The organism is Marinobacter sp. SS13-12, from assembly GCF_030227115.1.
Lineage (GTDB): Bacteria > Pseudomonadota > Gammaproteobacteria > Pseudomonadales > Oleiphilaceae > Marinobacter.
The window spans coordinates 396,043-412,510 of sequence record NZ_JASSUA010000003.1; the positions used below are offsets into that span (position 1 = coordinate 396,043).

General features: G+C 57.4%; 16 protein-coding genes. 10 read left to right on the top strand and 6 right to left on the bottom strand.

Going from position 1 to position 16,468, the window contains the following annotated elements; genetic code table 11:
* Positions 1-26: 26 nt before the first annotated feature.
* From gspG to gorA, 9 genes are all read left to right on the top strand, one after another.
* Positions 27-479, top strand: a complete 453-nt coding sequence (gene gspG / locus QPL94_RS17745) for a type II secretion system major pseudopilin GspG (protein ID WP_285359221.1) — start codon at positions 27-29, stop codon at positions 477-479.
* Entirely contained in the window at positions 476-1,015 is a 540-nt protein-coding gene (gene gspH, locus QPL94_RS17750) for a type II secretion system minor pseudopilin GspH (RefSeq protein WP_502881559.1), read from the top strand. The genes gspG and gspH overlap by 4 nt, the downstream gene beginning before the upstream one ends.
* Positions 1,012-1,386: a type II secretion system minor pseudopilin GspI gene (gspI, locus tag QPL94_RS17755; RefSeq protein WP_285359225.1), complete on the top strand. Its 375-nt coding sequence runs from the start codon at positions 1,012-1,014 to the stop codon at positions 1,384-1,386. Before gspH ends, gspI begins: the two co-directional genes overlap by 4 nt.
* Complete coding sequence (gspJ, locus tag QPL94_RS17760; protein ID WP_285359227.1) at positions 1,386-2,168, top strand: type II secretion system minor pseudopilin GspJ; 783 nt, start codon at positions 1,386-1,388, stop codon at positions 2,166-2,168. Before gspI ends, gspJ begins: the two co-directional genes overlap by 1 nt.
* Positions 2,168-3,187, top strand: a complete 1,020-nt coding sequence (gene gspK / locus QPL94_RS17765; RefSeq protein ID WP_285359229.1) for a type II secretion system minor pseudopilin GspK — start codon at positions 2,168-2,170, stop codon at positions 3,185-3,187. The genes gspJ and gspK overlap by 1 nt, the downstream gene beginning before the upstream one ends.
* Positions 3,188-3,291: 104 nt before the next feature.
* Positions 3,292-4,608: a type II secretion system protein GspL gene (gene gspL, locus QPL94_RS17770; protein WP_285359231.1), complete on the top strand. Its 1,317-nt coding sequence runs from the start codon at positions 3,292-3,294 to the stop codon at positions 4,606-4,608.
* 4 nt (positions 4,609-4,612) lie between these two features.
* On the top strand, positions 4,613-5,143 hold the full coding sequence (locus QPL94_RS17775; RefSeq protein ID WP_285359233.1) for a type II secretion system protein M: 531 nt from the start codon (positions 4,613-4,615) through the stop codon (positions 5,141-5,143).
* 22 nt (positions 5,144-5,165) lie between these two features.
* Positions 5,166-5,831 (top strand): GNAT family N-acetyltransferase, encoded by a 666-nt coding sequence (locus QPL94_RS17780; protein ID WP_285359235.1) that lies wholly within the window; start codon positions 5,166-5,168, stop codon positions 5,829-5,831.
* 34 nt (positions 5,832-5,865) lie between these two features.
* Positions 5,866-7,227 carry a glutathione-disulfide reductase gene (gene gorA / locus QPL94_RS17785; RefSeq protein ID WP_285359237.1) on the top strand — a complete coding sequence of 454 codons (1,362 nt, stop codon included), beginning with the start codon at positions 5,866-5,868 and terminating at the stop codon, positions 7,225-7,227.
* An 18-nt stretch (positions 7,228-7,245) separates the two neighbouring features.
* Here the strand turns inward: gorA and QPL94_RS17790 are convergent, their stop codons facing one another.
* The 3 genes from QPL94_RS17790 to QPL94_RS17800 are packed head-to-tail and all read right to left on the bottom strand — an operon-like array spanning position 7,246 to position 12,333.
* The gene (locus QPL94_RS17790) at positions 7,246-9,192 is read right to left on the bottom strand and encodes an ATP-binding protein (protein ID WP_285359239.1); all 1,947 of its coding nucleotides are present in this window, start codon (positions 9,190-9,192) and stop codon (positions 7,246-7,248) included.
* Complete coding sequence (locus QPL94_RS17795) at positions 9,185-10,162, bottom strand: ABC transporter substrate-binding protein (protein WP_285359241.1); 978 nt, start codon at positions 10,160-10,162, stop codon at positions 9,185-9,187. The genes QPL94_RS17790 and QPL94_RS17795 overlap by 8 nt, the downstream gene beginning before the upstream one ends.
* 32 nt (positions 10,163-10,194) lie before the next feature.
* Positions 10,195-12,333 carry a TonB-dependent receptor plug domain-containing protein gene (locus tag QPL94_RS17800; RefSeq protein ID WP_285359243.1) on the bottom strand — a complete coding sequence of 713 codons (2,139 nt, stop codon included), beginning with the start codon at positions 12,331-12,333 and terminating at the stop codon, positions 10,195-10,197.
* A 183-nt stretch (positions 12,334-12,516) separates the two neighbouring features.
* On the opposite strand from QPL94_RS17800, the gene QPL94_RS17805 reads away from it, so the two are divergent.
* Positions 12,517-13,167: a J domain-containing protein gene (locus QPL94_RS17805; RefSeq protein ID WP_285359245.1), complete on the top strand. Its 651-nt coding sequence runs from the start codon at positions 12,517-12,519 to the stop codon at positions 13,165-13,167.
* Here QPL94_RS17805 and QPL94_RS17810 read toward each other — a convergent pair.
* The 3 genes from QPL94_RS17810 to QPL94_RS17820 form a co-directional block, all read right to left on the bottom strand.
* Entirely contained in the window at positions 13,138-14,142 is a 1,005-nt protein-coding gene (locus tag QPL94_RS17810) for a bile acid:sodium symporter family protein (protein WP_285359247.1), read from the bottom strand. The genes QPL94_RS17805 and QPL94_RS17810 overlap by 30 nt on opposite strands.
* Positions 14,139-14,819, bottom strand: a complete 681-nt coding sequence (locus QPL94_RS17815) for a FadR/GntR family transcriptional regulator (protein ID WP_285359249.1) — start codon at positions 14,817-14,819, stop codon at positions 14,139-14,141. The genes QPL94_RS17810 and QPL94_RS17815 overlap by 4 nt, the downstream gene beginning before the upstream one ends.
* Before the next feature lie 79 nt (positions 14,820-14,898).
* Positions 14,899-16,380 carry a flavin-containing monooxygenase gene (locus QPL94_RS17820; protein ID WP_285359251.1) on the bottom strand — a complete coding sequence of 494 codons (1,482 nt, stop codon included), beginning with the start codon at positions 16,378-16,380 and terminating at the stop codon, positions 14,899-14,901.
* Positions 16,381-16,468 lie beyond the last annotated feature (88 nt).

Genomic DNA, 16,468 nt, shown 5'->3' on the forward strand with positions numbered 1-16,468 from the left:
ATTTTCAAACCCAGAGACATGGAACAATGAAGAGCAAGACAATGAAATACCAGACTGCACAACGGGGTTTTACCCTCATCGAAATCATGGTGGTAATGGTCATCCTGGGCCTGCTGGTAGCGATCGTGGCGCCGAACATCATGGGGCGAAGCGACCAGGCCAGGGTTACGGTCGCCGAAACACAAATGAGCAATATTGCCAACGCCCTTGACCTCTACCGCCTCGACAACAGCAATTATCCCTCCACACAGCAGGGGCTTGAAGCACTGGTGTCCAAGCCCAGCGGTAACCCCGAACCGCGGAACTGGAACCCCGAGGGCTACCTGAACAGTGTTCCCGAAGACCCCTGGGGTAACGAATATCAATACATCAGCCCCGGTACTGAAGGCCCTTACGACCTCTTTTCCTATGGTGCGGATGGCCGCGAAGGTGGCGAGGGCGATGACGCCGACATCAGTGTCTGGAACGTCAGGGACTGATTGTGCGATCCGGGGCGCGACACTCAGGCTTTACGCTGATCGAAATACTCGTTGTCCTGGTCGTGATAGGTTTGCTGGCGTCCCTGGCGGTTATGACCATGGGCGGCAGCTCCCGGGATCGGGAAATGGAGAATGAAATACGGGAGTTGTATCTTCTGATGCAGACCGCCTCTGAGCAGGCAGTGCTCAACAATACCGAGCTGGGCCTGGTTCTGGACGAAGAAGGCTATCGCTTTGTCGCCTGGGAAGACCTGAGCGGAGAGTGGAAAGTCTCGGGGGAGCCAATGTTCCGGCTGCGTGGGTTTCCGGAGTGGATAACGGTCACCGAGTTTATCGAGAACGACACCCCCAGACTGGCCTCCGAAGAAGACCGCCTGCGGCCGGACGTTGTGTTTTTCTCCAGTGGTGAGACGACGCCGTTTGAACTGGAATTCACCCTCGGCAGGGACGATTCCAGGATGCATACCATCGCTTCGGATGGATTTTCCCCAATGGAGTGGCGTCACCCGGGTAGTGAAGGGAACAACGACGCATGAACACCCAGCGCGGCTTTACACTGATCGAGGTTCTGGTTGCGCTGCTGGTGTTTGGCCTGATTGCAACGGCCGCTGCTGAAGTGGGCAGCCAGTATATTTCCAGCTACGAGCGCATACGGGACAAGACCCTGGCAGGCTGGGTTGCCGATAACCGCATCAATGAACTCCGGCTGCAGGAAAACCTGCCGGAGATCTCCGAAAACACTGACGACATGGACTATGGCCCCTTCCGCTGGCAGGTTAAAACCGCCGTGCTGGGCACTGAAGATCCGTCCATATTACGGGTAGAGGTCACCGTTGCACGCTTCCGCGGGAATGAATCCGATCCCCCGCCGGTACATACCCTGTCTGCCTTTATTGGGGACAGCTGATGTCTGTGTCGGCGCTTAAACAACTGCGGTCAGGGCAGCCCGTTGTCCGCAACGGCTTCACGCTGATGGAAATGCTGATTGCGGTCACGATTACCGCGGTGATTGGCCTCGGGGTCTGGCAGGTACTGGGCAACGTGGTCATGTCCAGGGACCGGGTGAATGAAGTTGCTGATCAGTTCGATTCCGTTCAGCGCACCATGCTGCTTCTCGAGCGGGATATCACACAGATCGTCAATCGGCCCGGCCGGGACATTTACGGCGACTACAATCCGGCACTGACCAGTCGTGAAGACGATTTTGCGCTGATGCTGACCCGCCAGGGGTGGCGCAATCCGCTTGGTACCCGCCGCAGCACGTTACAGCGGGTTGCCTGGGAATACACCGGTGATGAATTGCGCCGCCGCTACTGGGTTTCGATTGACCAGGGTCAGGAAGACAACAGCCAGGACCTGATGCTGCTGGCGGATGTGACTGATTTTGCGGTTCGCTTCCTGGACGACCAGCGTAACTGGCGCGACAACTGGCCTGACGAGACCAGCATGGCAAACATGAATCCCGGCAGTCGCCCGGATATCCCGTTGCCGCTCGGTATTGAAATTACCCTGACGCATGAGCGCTTCGGGGAACTGGTGCGGACATTTACCCTGCCAGATTTCGACAACAGCCAGGCCCAGGGCATTATTAATGCGGCCAATGAATCGCAAGCTGATGAGGACGACACTGATACCCGGCAGCAGGATGATGATGCCGGGCAGGGCAACTCCGGGACAGGGGTGCAGTGATGCCTGAGAGCAACGCCCTGATGCTTCGCGCACCTGCCAGTCGCCAGGGTGGAGTGGCACTGATCATGGTGCTGTTGGCCATGGCACTGGTGGTCATGCTGGCCAGCGGCATGACCCAACAACAAAGTGTCCGGGTGTTTCGTGCCAGCCACTACCTTGCGCAACAGCAGGGCCATAGTGTTGCCCTTGGGGCAGAAGCCTTTGCGCGGCAGATCCTTGTGCGGGATTTTGAGGAGGACAAGGATAACAATGCCATGGTGGACAGTCTCGACGAGTTCTGGGCCCAGAATGCCGCGATACTTCCCATTGACGACAATGGCGTCGCTGAAGTGCAGATTGATGGCCTTGGGGGGCGGATCAATCTCAATGACCTGGTACGCGGTAACGGGCAGGTTGATCCCCTGGTGCGGGACCGGATAAACCGGCTGCTCCAGGTACTGGAAATCACCACGGTGAATGTCGATGCCCTCATTGACTGGATCGACCCGGATGACCAGACCGTCAGCGCCTACGGCGCCGAGGATGGTCAGTACCTGATGCAGGAGCCTGCTTACCGGGCCGGAAACCAGCCTTTCGTCACGGTTTCGGAGCTGAGGCTGATTGATGGCATGACCGAAGAGGCCTATCAGGCGTTGAGGCCTCATGTAACAGCTTTGCCGGTTGCGGGTCTGGGTATTAACGTCAATACCGCTTCTGCCGCCGTGTTGCGCTCCCTGCACGAAGAACTGACACAGGCCCAGGCAGACGCTATTCTTGAGAAGCGCCAGGAAGAGCGCTTCGAGACGGTCCAGGATTTCCTGGCCCAGCCGGAATTCGCCGGCCTGGGGCTTAAATCCACGGGGCTCGGGCTGCAAACACGCTTTTTTGAAGTGGTGTCCCGGATTACCTACGATGACCGGGTTGCCAATCTGGTAAGCACGGTCTACCGCAGTCCCGAGGGCGAAATGCAGACAGTACATCGTGATACCGGCCAGAAAAACCGGATAACGAAAGAGCCGTTCAGCATCTCCGAAGAGTAGCTGGGAGAGTGGCTGGAGAGCAGCTGGAGTGCAGCTGAGGCTCCTGGAACACCATCAGTACCGACACTAAACGCCCGCAAGGGTCGAAAAGGAAACCGCTCAAAATGTCATATCGCCTTTATGTCAGGCCCCGGCCACCCTATGCGGCCCCTGACGCCACTCCCGATGCCACACCGGGAGCCCAGCTGTTCAACTGGGTTCTGCTTGATGCCAGCGGCGATGCCCAGGCTCGCGGAACAGCGGACCCGAAAGAAGAGATTGAACAGACGCTGGCCCAGAACGACCTTGAGAACGTTCTGCTGGTGGGGTTGATCCCGGGTGAAGAGGCGCTTTTCTGTGTGGCGGATATTCCCGCCAAGCAGACCAGGTTTGTATACCAGGCATTGCCTTACGCGGTTGAGGAACAGATTGCCCAGGATATCGAGAGTGTTCATCTTGCCCTGGGCAACCGCACCGAAAAGGGCTTTCGGGTGGCGGCGGTCGACCATCACCGGATGGCGGAGTGGGCTGCCATGTTCAGCGGATGGGAGCACTTGAAGCTTGAAGCGATCTACCCCGATGCCGGCCTGCTTCCCATTACCGACGGCGGCTGGTCGATCTGTCTGGATGGCGAAACCGCCATGTTGGCGAGTGATCGGGGCGAGTGGCTCAGCGTTCAGGCGCGTAACCTTGCGATGTTTGCCCAGACCCTTGCACTGCCACCGTCTGAGGAGGTTGTACCTGAGGTGCCGGTGACTGTGTACGGCACTCAACACGAGTTTGAACACCAGCAGGCTGACCTGGCTGAGCTCAAATCCTCCGGGCGACTGACGGTGAAAGAACAGGCCCTTGAGCTGATGCCGCTGGAACTGCTGGCCCATGCCCATCACCACCATCTTTGCCAGCCGATCAATCTCTGCCAGGGCGAGTACAGCGTTCGTTCCCGTAAATCCAGCGCCCTGGCCCCCTGGAAGCCACTGATCGCCGTGGCCAGTGTCTGGTTCGTCATCCAGATCGGTGTCGAGGTAGGCATGGGGCTTTACCACCAGCAGAAAGCTGACCAGCTCCAACAAGAGGCCATGGCGCTTTATCGCCAGGCGTTTCCGAATGATTCAAGAACGGATGCGCGCAACGTGCGCAGGGTGGTTGAGGGCCAGTTGCGCCAGATGCAATCGGATGGCCCCGCTGCCGGGTTTATCACCCTGATGAAATACACCGGCGAGCAGTACTCAAAAATCCCGGATGCGGGCTCAGTCGTGTTCAACTCGGTCAATTACAGCCGCAATCGTGGAGAGCTGGCAGTGGATGTGCGGGCAGACAGCTACAACAAGTTGAGTACCCTGAGAAACGGCCTGACAAGCCAGGGGCTGAAGGCGGAAATCGGCTCAGTGGTAAACGAATCTGACGGCGCCCGCGGTCGTTTGACGGTTTCAGGAGGATAGCGTCATGTTGAACAGAATCAGGGAGCAACCAGCCGTCGGTAAACTGATTGCCCAGTATGATCAGTTGCCGCGCAGGGACCAGCAGGCGTTAACCGTTTTGGCAATTGCGGTTTTGCTGGGCATTCTTTATTTTGCCATCTGGACACCTGCGGTAAGTTTTCACGATGACGCCATCAGCGAGCGGGAACGTTCCGCCGAGCTTCTGGCCTGGCTGGAAGCCAATCGGGGTTCCCTTCAGAGGCTGTCCGGCGCCAGTAGTGGCCAGGGAAATGCCGCGGTTAACACCCCGGAAGACGGCCGTGCGTTGATGTCGCTGGTGACCCGCAGTGCCGGAGAGGCAGGGCTGTCGCTGCAGCGCTTCGAGCCCAGTGGTGACAACGCCATTCGGGTCTGGCTTGAGGGTGCACCCTTTACCGAGGTGGCAAGCTGGCTTGAGCAGCTGAATACCGGGCATGGCGTCCAGATAGATCAGGCCTCCATGGATCGACAGAACGCCCCGGGCATGGTATCCGTACGCCTTACGTTAACAATCTGAGACGAACACTGGAGAACACAGGATGACTGACGGCACAGACAACAAGAACAGCGCAGAGGCGGCTATTGTCCGCCTCGATGCAAGTGCCCGTAACGAAGCTATATCGATATTGGTCAGCGCCTATCGGGACGAACCTACGTTCCAGTACCTGTTTGATCACCGCCGGCCAGGGTATGAACAGCGGGTAAGGGCCACGGTGCGGGAACTGATCGATCTGTACTTCGAACTGGATCAGGACGCCATAGGCGTGATGGTGGATGATACGCTGGTGGCGGTTGCGTTTATTGGTGAGCCTGAACTCAGGTTGAACCTGGCCGAGCAAATCAGCTGGCGCATCCGCATGGTGCTTACCGCCGGCTTTGCCTGCACTCGTCGTTATCTCGACTACCACCAGAAAATAAAGGAAATGCTGCCGCAACCCCTCGCGCACCAGTTGCCGCTGATGGGGGTCAATCCCAAATACCAGAACAAGGGCTATGGGCGGATGTTGCTGTCCACCGTGGAAAAAATCTGCGCAGAAAACCCTCGCGGTAGTGGTCTTGTTCTTGATACCGGCAACAGCCGGTATCTGCCGTTTTACGAATCAGAGGGCTTCCGCAGCCTTGGCACCATTCGGCTGGGTGATTTTGAAGACCACATACTGTTTCGCGAGGTCCGCTCCGGAGAGGCCGTAAGAGCCCCCGGTTAAGCAAACAGTCTTTTTTTGTATTACAGGAGACGCTGTGTCTGACAAGCAGGATTTCGATCTGATCATTATTGGCGCCGGTTCCGGCGGTGTTCGGCTGGCCCGGATGTCTGCTGCCAAGGGTGCCCGCGTAGCTGTGGTTGAATCACGTTACCTTGGCGGAACCTGCGTCAATGTAGGCTGCGTTCCCAAAAAACTGTTCGTCTATGGGTCCCATGCTGGCGAGGATATAGAGGATGCGGCCGGTTATGGCTGGAACGTGCCTGGCGACCAGGTCACCTTTGACTGGACCCGGCTGGTGGCCAACAAGAATGCCGAAATCGAGCGGCTCAATGGCATTTACGGCCGCATGCTGGAGAACGCAGGGGTGACAGTCATTGACGGGACTGCGTCACTGGCCGATGCCAATACCGTAGTTGTTGGCGACCAGACCTTCACCAGCAAACACATTACCATTGCGACCGGCAGCTGGCCTGTGGTGCCTGAGGTGCCGGGCAGGGAATGCGTTCTTACCTCAAACGAGATGTTTTACCTGCCGCAACTGCCAAAACAGGCTGTGGTCTGGGGTGGCGGTTACATTGCCGTGGAGTTTGCCGGTATTCTTGCCGGTCTGGGTGTGGACACGACACTGCTGTACCGCGGAGAGCTCTTCCTGCGGGGGTTTGACGACGACGTCCGGGACTTTACCGCGTCGGAAATGCGTAAGAAAGGTATCAACCTCCGTTTTGGCGTCAATATCGAATCCATTGAGACTGACAACGCTCACTATGCCGTCAACCTGACCGATGGCTCTCGCCTGAATACCGGGCTGGTCATGGCAGCAACGGGCCGTCGGGCGCTGGTGGACGGCCTTGGCCTGGAAGAACTGGGGGTTCAGCTAAGCGCCTCCGGGCACGTGGTGGTGGATGATCATTTCCAGACCGCGGTTCCTTCCATTACGGCGTTGGGTGACGTGATTGGCACGCCCCAGCTGACACCGGTGGCCCTGGCCCAGGGCATGGTACTCTCGCGGCGCCTGTTCGGGGATGGCAAGGGAGAAATGGATTACAGCAGCATCCCCACAGCCGTATTCTGCCAGCCCAATATCGGCACGGTTGGCCTGACCGAAGCAGAGGCTCGGGAGGCCGGCCATAAACTGCGCATTTACCGCTCCGAATTCAAACCCATGAAGCACACCCTCAGCGGGCGGGACGAGCGTTCGCTGATGAAACTGGTGGTGGATGATGAATCGGACCGCGTGCTTGGTGCGCATATGGTAGGGCCGGATGCCGGCGAGATTACCCAGGGAATCGCTGTTGCCATCAAGGCGGGTGCCACCAAGGCACAATTTGACAGCACCATAGGTATCCATCCGACCTCTGCAGAAGAGTTCGTCACCATGCGTGATCCCGTCGCGTAACCGCGTTTTGGCCGCTGTTTACATCGGTATCCAGCGGCTGAGCACCTGTCTCAGGTTTTCTTTTCTGACCGGCTTTGAGAGGTAATCGTTCATTCCCGCTTCGCGGCAGGTGGATTCGGTGCCCGGCAGTGCGTCAGCGGTGAGCGCAATGATCGGGGTACCACCCTGGCCGTTACTCTTTTCCCACTCCCGGATGCAGCGGGTGGTTTCGTACCCGTCCATCACGGGCATCTGGCAGTCCATCAGAATCACGTCATAGCCGGAGTGGTTGGTCTGTACCAGCTCCAGTGCCTCCTCACCATTGATCGCGGCATCGGCTTCAAATCCCAGGCGCCTGAGCAGGGCAGTAGCGACCCGCTGATTGACCATATTGTCTTCCACTACCAGCGCCCGGGCCTTGCCTTTCCCGGTTATCAGCGGGCGCGGATTTCTGGGGAGGGCTGAGGCTGGCGGGGTCGCCAGCTCAAACGGCAACTCGAAACGGAACGAGGAGCCCTTGCCAAGGTCGGTTTCCACCTTTACGTGGCCGCCCATCAGTTCCACCAGCCGTTGCACCAGGGAGAGCCCCATACCGGTTCCACCGTAACGCCTGGAATGACCGGTTTCCAACTGCTCGAAGGAGTTGAAAATGTCATGAATCCGTTCGACGGGGATACCGCAACCGGAGTCGCTGACGGTGCATTTCAGGACAACGCAGTTTTCCTCCAGCGAGAACCAGTCGGCCTGAACGTTGATGAAGCCGTCGCCGGTAAACTTGATGGCATTATCAATCAACCCGGCGAGGATCTGTCGCAGTCTGGAGGCATCCCCAAGCACCAGGGGATGGTCTGGCCATTCCCCCACGAACTTGGTGGATAGCGTCAGGCCCTGCTGCTCGGCAATATGACGAAAGCTTGCCGTACAGTTGGTGATCAGCTGTTGCAGGTCAAATTCGCGGCTGTCCAGTTCCAGCGTTCCACGGTCAATGTGGGAGTAATCCAGAATATCGTTGATAACGGTCAGCAGGTCTTCGGTGGACTGGCGTGCGGTCTTCAGATAATCAATCTGGCGAGGGCTCAGTGGCTCCTCGGTGACCAGTTCAATCATCCCCAGCACGCCGTTGAGAGGGGTGCGCAGTTCATGGCTCATGGTTGCCAGGAATTCTGATTTCGCACGGTTGGCCAGTTCTGCCCGCTCCCTGGCTTTCTCTGACGAGGCAAGTGTCTCGTCCCTCGATTGCTTCAGTGTTCTCAGGTGGGTGGCCAGCGAATTCAGGCTCTCTTCCAGTTCGCGGATTTCACGGGTAGTGCCGGTGCGGCTGACCGGAACTTCTTCATACTCCCGGTTGGTCAGTTTCGTCACCCGCCTGGACAGACCGCGAATGGGAGAAATGATGCTGTTGAGGGAGTGGTTTACGATCAGCAACGTAAACAGCAGCAGTGAAAAGCCAACGGCGAGCGATGTCCAGAGGATGTCCTGACGACGGGCAGCCAGTTGTTCCTTGTTAACACCAACCTGAACGGTGCCCACCCTCAGGGCGCCGGCGCCGAATCCGTAATCCGGTTCAAACCACTCTGTCTCGCGGTCTCCACCCAGGTCTACTGGCTGTTGCAGTATTTCCGATTCAAAAACATCGAAGGTTTCGTCCGGCGTTGTCTTTAGCGGCTGTTCGGTAGACACAAAACCGACTTCGTCACCCATCAGGTTGGACACCCTGATCCATTGTGCCCGGCTGCGGCGCAGCGATTGCGAGAGAATCTGCTCAAGGGCTGCGGTGTTGCCGGATACCACCGCGTACTCAACAGCGGGAGCAAGGCTGTCCGCCAGCATCTGGCTGCTATCGGCGAGATCCTTGCGGGCATCATCGAGCCGTGCCGAGGTGAAAAACACCATCAGTACAACGAACATGACGATCGCCGGCGCGGCCCCCAACAGCAGAAGCTTTCTGGAAAGCGGGGCCTGCTGCACGTCTGGTTGCTTATTCATCAGCAGCCTCCTCGGGCCCGGCAAGCTGTTCCATTACCGATGTAATAATGTCCTGCCTGTCAGGCAACGGTATATTCAGGGATCTCGCTACTTGCTGGTTCAGATCGATACTGAAGTTTTCCGGATAAGCTGGCGCAGGAAACTGGCCGCTGGCCCGGTACTCTTCGATGTAGTCCGCTGCCAGTTCAGCAATCTGGGTCAGGGGTGTGTAGGTGGACGCCAGTGATCCCGCCTTCACATAAGCCTGACTCGGGCCTATGACAATCCGGTTGCGCCGGTAAGCCGTGAGCAGGATGTGCTTGATCGTTCTCGGGTTGTAGATGCTGCTGTCAGGCGCAGCGAGAATGAAATCCCCGTAGTTCAGCGCCCGGATCAGAGTCGGTATCAGCTTGTCATCGGAAGTGACAACAAATATTTTGCCCTCCATCCCATAGTCAGGAAGCTGTTCCGTTACCGGCTCATATATTTCAACCGTATCAGGGCGTGCCAACATCGCCACCCGGGTGGCTTGCGGCAGAATGACCCCGCCGGCAATGGCTTGCCGCAGAAGGGGAGGGTTGTAAAGAATGCCAGAAACGGAACCAACGGAGCGCTCGGCATAGCCGTCAATGAATGTCTCATCAACGAGCAGTGCCAGGATAGGTACGCGCTTGTCCTCCTGACGAACGCGGGTAAAGGCTTCGGCGCCAAGGGCAATAACGGGTGTTGTCCTATCCTGGGATGTTTGCCCCCGGCTGAAAGGCCGGATAACCGTTGAACTTCCCAGTGCGTCTTCAAGCAGGGATAGCATGCGGCGGTTCAGGGCATTATTCTCGGACCCGGCAAGGTAGACCAGTGCACCGGTGTCGGATTGAGCGACCGCAGGATGAAGTGGCGCGACAATCAGGAAAAGGGCAAGGATAACCAGATACCATCTGGTTACAGGCGAAGCTGTTCTTGCCGGGTTGTTCGGGGTATCTGGTGCTTTCATACCATCCGGGGTCTGATGACATCCGTGTTGTTTCAGAATCTTACGCCCGCTTCAACGAAGAACTGATTGTGATCTTTGATAATGTTGTCCGGGCTGAGAGTCGGGACCGTGTTCAGATAGTGTTGCATGGTTAGCGCCAGTTCGTAACTGTAGCCTGTGTGGAAAACCTGCCGGGCCAGCCGGAAATCGGCCCGCTCGAACTGGGAACGGCGGAATTCGTCGGCAAAATAGAAAGCAGCCGAGGAGGTCAGGTCAAACGGCAAGTCCTGAATCCACGCGAAGCTTCCCGAGTGCCTGACTGAAAGCCGCCCCAGCAGATCGATGGCGTATTGCTTGTCCCCGGCATCACGGTCATTTTCCCCGGTGTAGCGTCCGTCCTGGTCCAGGTAAGCATAGCTCACCCGGAGTTTGGTGCCCGGGAAATCCAGGGATGCTTCCACCTCGAAACCCTTCTGATCCAGTGCGACATTGTTATCAATGGTCCAGTCCTCTTCATTGATAATGCCACTGATCATGTCCCTGAGTTGATCGTTAAAGTACCGGACCTCCAGAGAAACAATAGATGAGTCAAGGTAGTACTGGCCGAAATAGCTTATTTCCCGTGATGTTATGCGCTCTTCTTCAAGTGTCTTGCCAAGCGTGGATGTGGCGGGATTTACCAGGTCTTCCACAAGGAACCTCTGGCCTTCCACGGCCTCGAAGGGCGGCCGGACGTTTCTGGGGCGATAGGACCAGTCCGGATTCTGCTCGAAGGCATCCGGTGTCCGGACAGCCCTGGAGTAGACGAAACGCAGGGTATGATTGTTCGAGAGGATAAAGTTTGCAGCAAGTCGCGGGGAGAAATAGCCCTCATCCGTTGTGGTTGTTTTCTCCCAGTTGCCACCGGAATTCAACGTTAGCCAGCGAAAAGGTGAGTACTCAAGATTGCCGAATACCCGCGACTGGTAATTATTGCCGCGGCCGTTAAAAAACGTCTCGGACCGATAGGTATCCTTGCGGTAGCCCAGACCGGAGACAAGTTTCAGGTCCGGACTGAACAGAATGGTATCCTGAATCTCGAACTCCAGGCGCGACTCTTCCGTATCCTCATTCAGGTTGGCCCTGAAGGGATCGGCATCGCCCGGCTCACATGCCCTGAGCTCGGGGGTTGGTGTATTCGGATCAGCAATGGCAATGAACTGGTCCTGAGGAATACAGATGGTCCACCTTTGCCTGCGATCGTAATTCTGGAACGACGCCTGAACATGGTAGAAGTGGCGTTCCGAGGTGGTAATGTTCAGCCGTGTCTGGAGGTAATAATCGTCAACCAGGATGTCAGGGTCCTGGTCCGCACCCAACTTGCCGTTCTTGCGCGCGTCTTCCTCGTCAACGCCATCGACAACGCCGGCTCTAAAATCGAGATCATAGTCGTTGCTGATTGCAAGATTGCTGTCGTAGTTGAACGTGTTCATATCGTACCCGTCATGAAACGGGTAGACCTTGTTGTCGTCTACCTGCTCATCGAAGCCATCTGACCTGCGTTTTTCATAGGCCAGACGCCACCTGTACTCTTCAATGGCGTCGCCCACTGAGCCAAATGCCCGCCGGTAACCCCGCGAACCCGAGATGGCGCGCAGTTTAATGCCAGCGGTGTCCTCGGGTGCATGGGTAATGATGTTGATGGTTCCGAGGAACGCGTTGATGCCATAGGCTGCGCTGTTGGGGCCGCGGCTGATCTCGATCCGCTCAATCAGTTCCAGCGGTACCGGCATGGTGTTCCAGTCCATATCCGACAGGCTGGGGGTATAGGCGGTGCGACCGTCAACCTGAACCTGCAGCCGGCGCTGCTCATAGTGTACGGTTCCGTGGTAACTTGTTACCGGCTGGTTACTGCCTACCGAATTTACTGTCATGCCTGGTACCAGGCGGAAAACCTCGACCAGGTTCATGATGCCGAGATCCCGGATCATGTCTCCGGTAATGATGGTGGTTGTGCCAGGAACCCGGGACTTCGGTTGCCTGAGCCGGGTAGTGGTCAGAACCTCGGGGATAGCCGAGTCCGTTTCAAAGGCTTCAGGGGCGTCACTGAGGGCAGCCAGATCGTAGGTTTCGGGAATGTCGTCTGCTGCTTCCGCCGTTGTAGCGGTGGCAATGACGCCAGCCAACAGGATGGGAATCAGGCGAAGACGCATCCGGGAGCGTCCGGGAAGCTCCGGATTTTTAAAGGGATAGTTCGTAACGGACATGGGTGTCGTTTTATACTTTGCCGAGTGTTGGAGTTTTTTTTATGAACTGCCTTATCTTTATCCTAAGTGACAAGATTACATTTGTCTCTCAAAAATGTAATGAATATACGCTAAATGAGTTGTAACACTATGAATTGTTGGGAAATATTGGGTATTGAGCCCACCCGTGACCGGGCCCGGATTGATGCCGCTTACGAGCGGCAGGAGAAGTTTGCTTCTGAGGAGGAGCTGGAACGCTTGCGTCAGGCCTATCGTGAAGCCACTGGCGGCGAGTCTGTCGTGTCCGGGGTCGAACCGGAAAACAGGGAAGAGGCAAACCAGGCTTCGGAGCAGGCCGAACCGGCCGAGCTGGATGCGTCTGAGCAGCAGATTGTGCGGGAAGTGGTTATTCAGATCCGCGCCCTGCTCAATGATTCCCGCCGCAGCAGCGACCCGCAAATCTGGAAGGCCATTCTTGGTGAGCCGCCAGCGGATCAGCCCCGAATAAGGAAAGAAATAGGCCGCGCCCTGGAACAGCAGGTACGGCCGATGGCCGAGAATGGCACGTTCCCGGCGCCTGTGGTGGAGTTTCTGGCAGGTTGGTTTGACTGGTACAGCCTTCGCGATGCGCCTGAACTCCAGGCTGAGGATGAAACTTTTTCCGATAGACCCGATGCAGACCAGGGGCCCCAGGAAGAGTTGCCGCCCCAGATGGTCAACTTCTGGCCTGCGGTCATCGGCTGGATTGTAGGCCTGGCAATCCTGGCGACCTTATTCAGTGGAATGGGCGGAGGTGGCTGACGCCGCCTCGATCTTGCTGCGGTATTTTTGTGCCAGCATGGCACCGACGATGACCTGAATCTGGTTGTAGCACATGATCGGCAGCACAATCATGCCGAACCCGGGATGCCCGGAGAATAACACCTTCGCCATGGGCAGGCCTGACGCCAGGCTTTTCTTGGAACCACAGAACACCACCGCGGCTTCATCTTCCAGGCTGAACCCGAGCCTGCGGACGACAAACATCGCCATCACCATAAAGAACCCGAGCAGTGCAAAGCACAGCGCTATCGCCAGCAGGATGGCGTTCAGGGGCAGGTTTTGCCAGAGGCCGCTGGCAACCGAGTGCGAGAAGGCGGAATAGACGATCAGCCAGATCACACACTGGTCATAGCGGGAAGTGAGGGTCTCGTGGCGTGCCAGGAAGCCGCCCAGCCACGGTCGCAGTCCATGGCCGACTGCGAATGGCAGTAGCAGCTGAATCACGATGTCGCGGAGCGCTTCGGCCACCGAGAAATTGCCATCACCGGACGTGCTCACGAGCAATAGCAGCAGGAACGGCGTCAGCATCATACCGAACACATTGGACGCAGCAGCGCTGCAGATCGCGGCAGGAACGTTGCCTCTTGCCATGGCGGTGTAGGCGATGGAAGAAGACACCGCGGATGGCAATACCCCCAGATAGAGAAAGCCCAGACCCAGGTCCGGTGGCATCCAGCTCGGTGCAAAGCGGCTGATCTCATTAATGGGCAGCACCACCAGCGGAAAGAATACGAAGGTAAACGCGGTAATAATGATGTGCAGTCGCCAATGGGTGGCGCCAGCGACAATCTGCTCGCGGGACAGTGCCGCACCGTGCAGGAAGAACAGCAGTGCAACCGCCACCGTTCCGGCGCTTGCCAGAGCGTCGGCAGCATCGCCACGAACGGGCAGGAAAGTGGCCAGAACAATGGCGCCAAGCAGCAGGCTGGTGAAGGTGTCGAGGCGGAATTTCATGGCAGACGGCTTCCCAGGGCATCCAGGCTTGGTTGCAGCAGAGCCCTGGCCAGTTCTTCTGCCTTTGTCTCATCCTGCCGCCGGATAGCCGCCAGCAACAATTCATGATCTTCCTGAGAAGGCTCGGGGAGTTCGGCATCGAGTTCTGTCTGCTCGATGGTGAGCGCGACCGCATGGGCGAAATAATCGTACAGCTCGGTGAGGGCAGGGTTGTGGGACGCGGCTACCAATGCTGTGTGAAAGGCCTGGTCATGGCGGATACGGTCCTCGATCATGTCACCGGCCTTTGCCCGGTTATCCAGGGCAAGGGTCATCCTCTCCATATCCTTCGAATCACGCCGCTTCGCTGCCAGCTTCGCCGCTTCCGTTTCCAGCATGATGCGCACTTCCAGTTTGTCTCTCAGTTCAGAGCGGCCGATTCGTCGCAGGGTTTCTCCGGCGTCTTTCGTAGCCCGAACGTAGGTACCGTCGCCCTGGCGGGTTTCCAGCATGCCCACATGAACCAGTACCCGGACCGCTTCCCGAACCGTGTTACGGCTGACACCCAGTGATTCCGACAGGTCTGCTTCCACGGGGAGGCGGGCACCAATGGCCCAGTGACCGTCTTCGATAGCGTGGCGAAGGCTCTCGATGGCTGTTTCGACCAGAGAGCCCCTGGTAATTCTTGCGAGTTTCATGTTTAAGATCCTGACAGCAGATGATCCAATCATCCTATGAATATTCTGGCGCTGTCAAATCCTGACCTTCAGCGGGCTGTTATTGGGAGGGTTGAAGAAACTCGTAGTCGTCCGGGTCTACCTGCCGGGTGGCCTTGCGGTAGGTAAACGTAAAACCGGGCCAGTTGACGGTATTCTTGCCGTTCTTGTCCAGGTACCAGGACTGACAGCCGGACTCCCAGACGCTGTGTTGAAGCTTCTGCTGGATAGTGGCGGAAAAATCCCGGAGCCGGTCCGGTTTTACATCCATGGCGACGCCCGGCTGAGCCTGCAGTGCGTCAATGCAGCTGAGTACGTACCGAACCTGGGATTCCAGCATATAGACAATGCTGTTGTGGGCGAGGTTGGTATTGGGGCCATAGAGCATGAACAGGTTGGGAAAGCCTGAAACGGTGATGCCTTTGTAGGCTTCCGTGCTATTGGCCCAGGCCTGATTCAGTGACACGCCATTGCGCCCGGTGATTTCCATGGGCGACAGGAATTCAGAGGCGGCGAAGCCGGTGCCGGCAATAATGGCGTCTACTTTATGTAAGGTGCCGTCGGAGGTCACAATGCCGTCTTCGACAACTCGTTCGATGCCGTTGGTGACAAGGTTCACGTGAGGCTGATCCACAGCCGGATACCAGTCGTTGGAGATCAGGATCCGTTTGCAGCCAATCTTGTAATCCGGGATCAGATGCCTGAGCTTGTGCGGTTCGCGAACCTCGCTTCTGGCAAAACGCTTCGCCTGCCAGGCGAATATCTCCAGCAGGCTGTTGAAGCGGGTAAAGGCCAGGGCGCGGCTCTCGTTCTTCCAGTAAATCAGGTAGCGGTAAAGGCGGTCCCAGGCCGGAATCCTACGGAACAGCGTCTGCTCCCATCGGTAAAAGGGCCTGTCCGGTTTTGGCAGTACCCAGGCGGCGGAGCGCTGGAACAGGCTGAGGGACTGAACCTTCGGCACAATTTCCGGCACAAACTGGATGGCACTTGCGCCGGTGCCGACCACCGCAACCTTCTTTCCGTTGAGGTCATAATTGTGGTCCCAGCGCGCGGAGTGGAACATCTTGCCGGTAAAGCTTTCGAGGCCCGGGATTTCTGGCCATGCCGGCTGGTTCAACTGGCCAGTGGCGGTTACCACAATATCGGCGGTATGCGAATCGCCATCGGTGGTTGTGACCGTCCAGGTGTTGGTTTTCTCGTCAAACACGGCTGTGGCGACTTCCGTGTTGAAACGGATGTGGCCAGCCAGACCGTATTTGTCGACGCAGTGCTGCAGGTAGCCGAGAATTTCCGGCTGCAATCCGAACTTCCTGGACCAGTCGTGCTTGGGCTCGAAGGAAAACGAGTAGAAGTGAGACTGCACATCGCAGGCGGCGCCAGGGTAGGTGTTGTCCCGCCATGTGCCGCCAATACCGGATGCCTTCTCCAGCATGGTAAATGCGTTGATGCCCGCCTTTTTGAGCTGAATGGCCATACACAGGCCGCCAAAGCCTGTGCCGATAATGACCACGGAGGGTGTCTTGCCACTGGCGCTGTCAGCCATGAAAGCTTCCCTTTAGCAGGTTTCAGGGTTCCTGACAGAGTATACGGGTGGTTGTCCCTCGGGTAGTTGGCTTTACTCTCCAATGGGA

Bases quoted from the DNA above. Each gene is read 5' to 3' on its own strand.
- gspG (WP_285359221.1), top strand. From the start codon at position 27: ATGAAGAGCAAGACAATGAAATACCAGACTGCACAACGGGGTTTTACC.
- gspI (WP_285359225.1), top strand. From the start codon at position 1,012: ATGAACACCCAGCGCGGCTTTACACTGATCGAGGTTCTGGTTGCGCTG.
- gspJ (WP_285359227.1), top strand. From the start codon at position 1,386: ATGTCTGTGTCGGCGCTTAAACAACTGCGGTCAGGGCAGCCCGTTGTC.
- gspK (WP_285359229.1), top strand. From the start codon at position 2,168: ATGCCTGAGAGCAACGCCCTGATGCTTCGCGCACCTGCCAGTCGCCAG.
- gspL (WP_285359231.1), top strand. From the start codon at position 3,292: ATGTCATATCGCCTTTATGTCAGGCCCCGGCCACCCTATGCGGCCCCT.
- QPL94_RS17775 (WP_285359233.1), top strand. From the start codon at position 4,613: ATGTTGAACAGAATCAGGGAGCAACCAGCCGTCGGTAAACTGATTGCC.
- QPL94_RS17780 (WP_285359235.1), top strand. From the start codon at position 5,166: ATGACTGACGGCACAGACAACAAGAACAGCGCAGAGGCGGCTATTGTC.
- QPL94_RS17790 (WP_285359239.1), bottom strand. From the start codon at position 9,192: ATGAATAAGCAACCAGACGTGCAGCAGGCCCCGCTTTCCAGAAAGCTT.
- QPL94_RS17795 (WP_285359241.1), bottom strand. From the start codon at position 10,162: ATGAAAGCACCAGATACCCCGAACAACCCGGCAAGAACAGCTTCGCCT.
- QPL94_RS17800 (WP_285359243.1), bottom strand. From the start codon at position 12,333: ATGCGTCTTCGCCTGATTCCCATCCTGTTGGCTGGCGTCATTGCCACC.
- QPL94_RS17805 (WP_285359245.1), top strand. From the start codon at position 12,517: ATGAATTGTTGGGAAATATTGGGTATTGAGCCCACCCGTGACCGGGCC.
- QPL94_RS17810 (WP_285359247.1), bottom strand. From the start codon at position 14,142: ATGAAATTCCGCCTCGACACCTTCACCAGCCTGCTGCTTGGCGCCATT.
- QPL94_RS17815 (WP_285359249.1), bottom strand. From the start codon at position 14,819: ATGAAACTCGCAAGAATTACCAGGGGCTCTCTGGTCGAAACAGCCATC.
- QPL94_RS17820 (WP_285359251.1), bottom strand. From the start codon at position 16,380: ATGGCTGACAGCGCCAGTGGCAAGACACCCTCCGTGGTCATTATCGGC.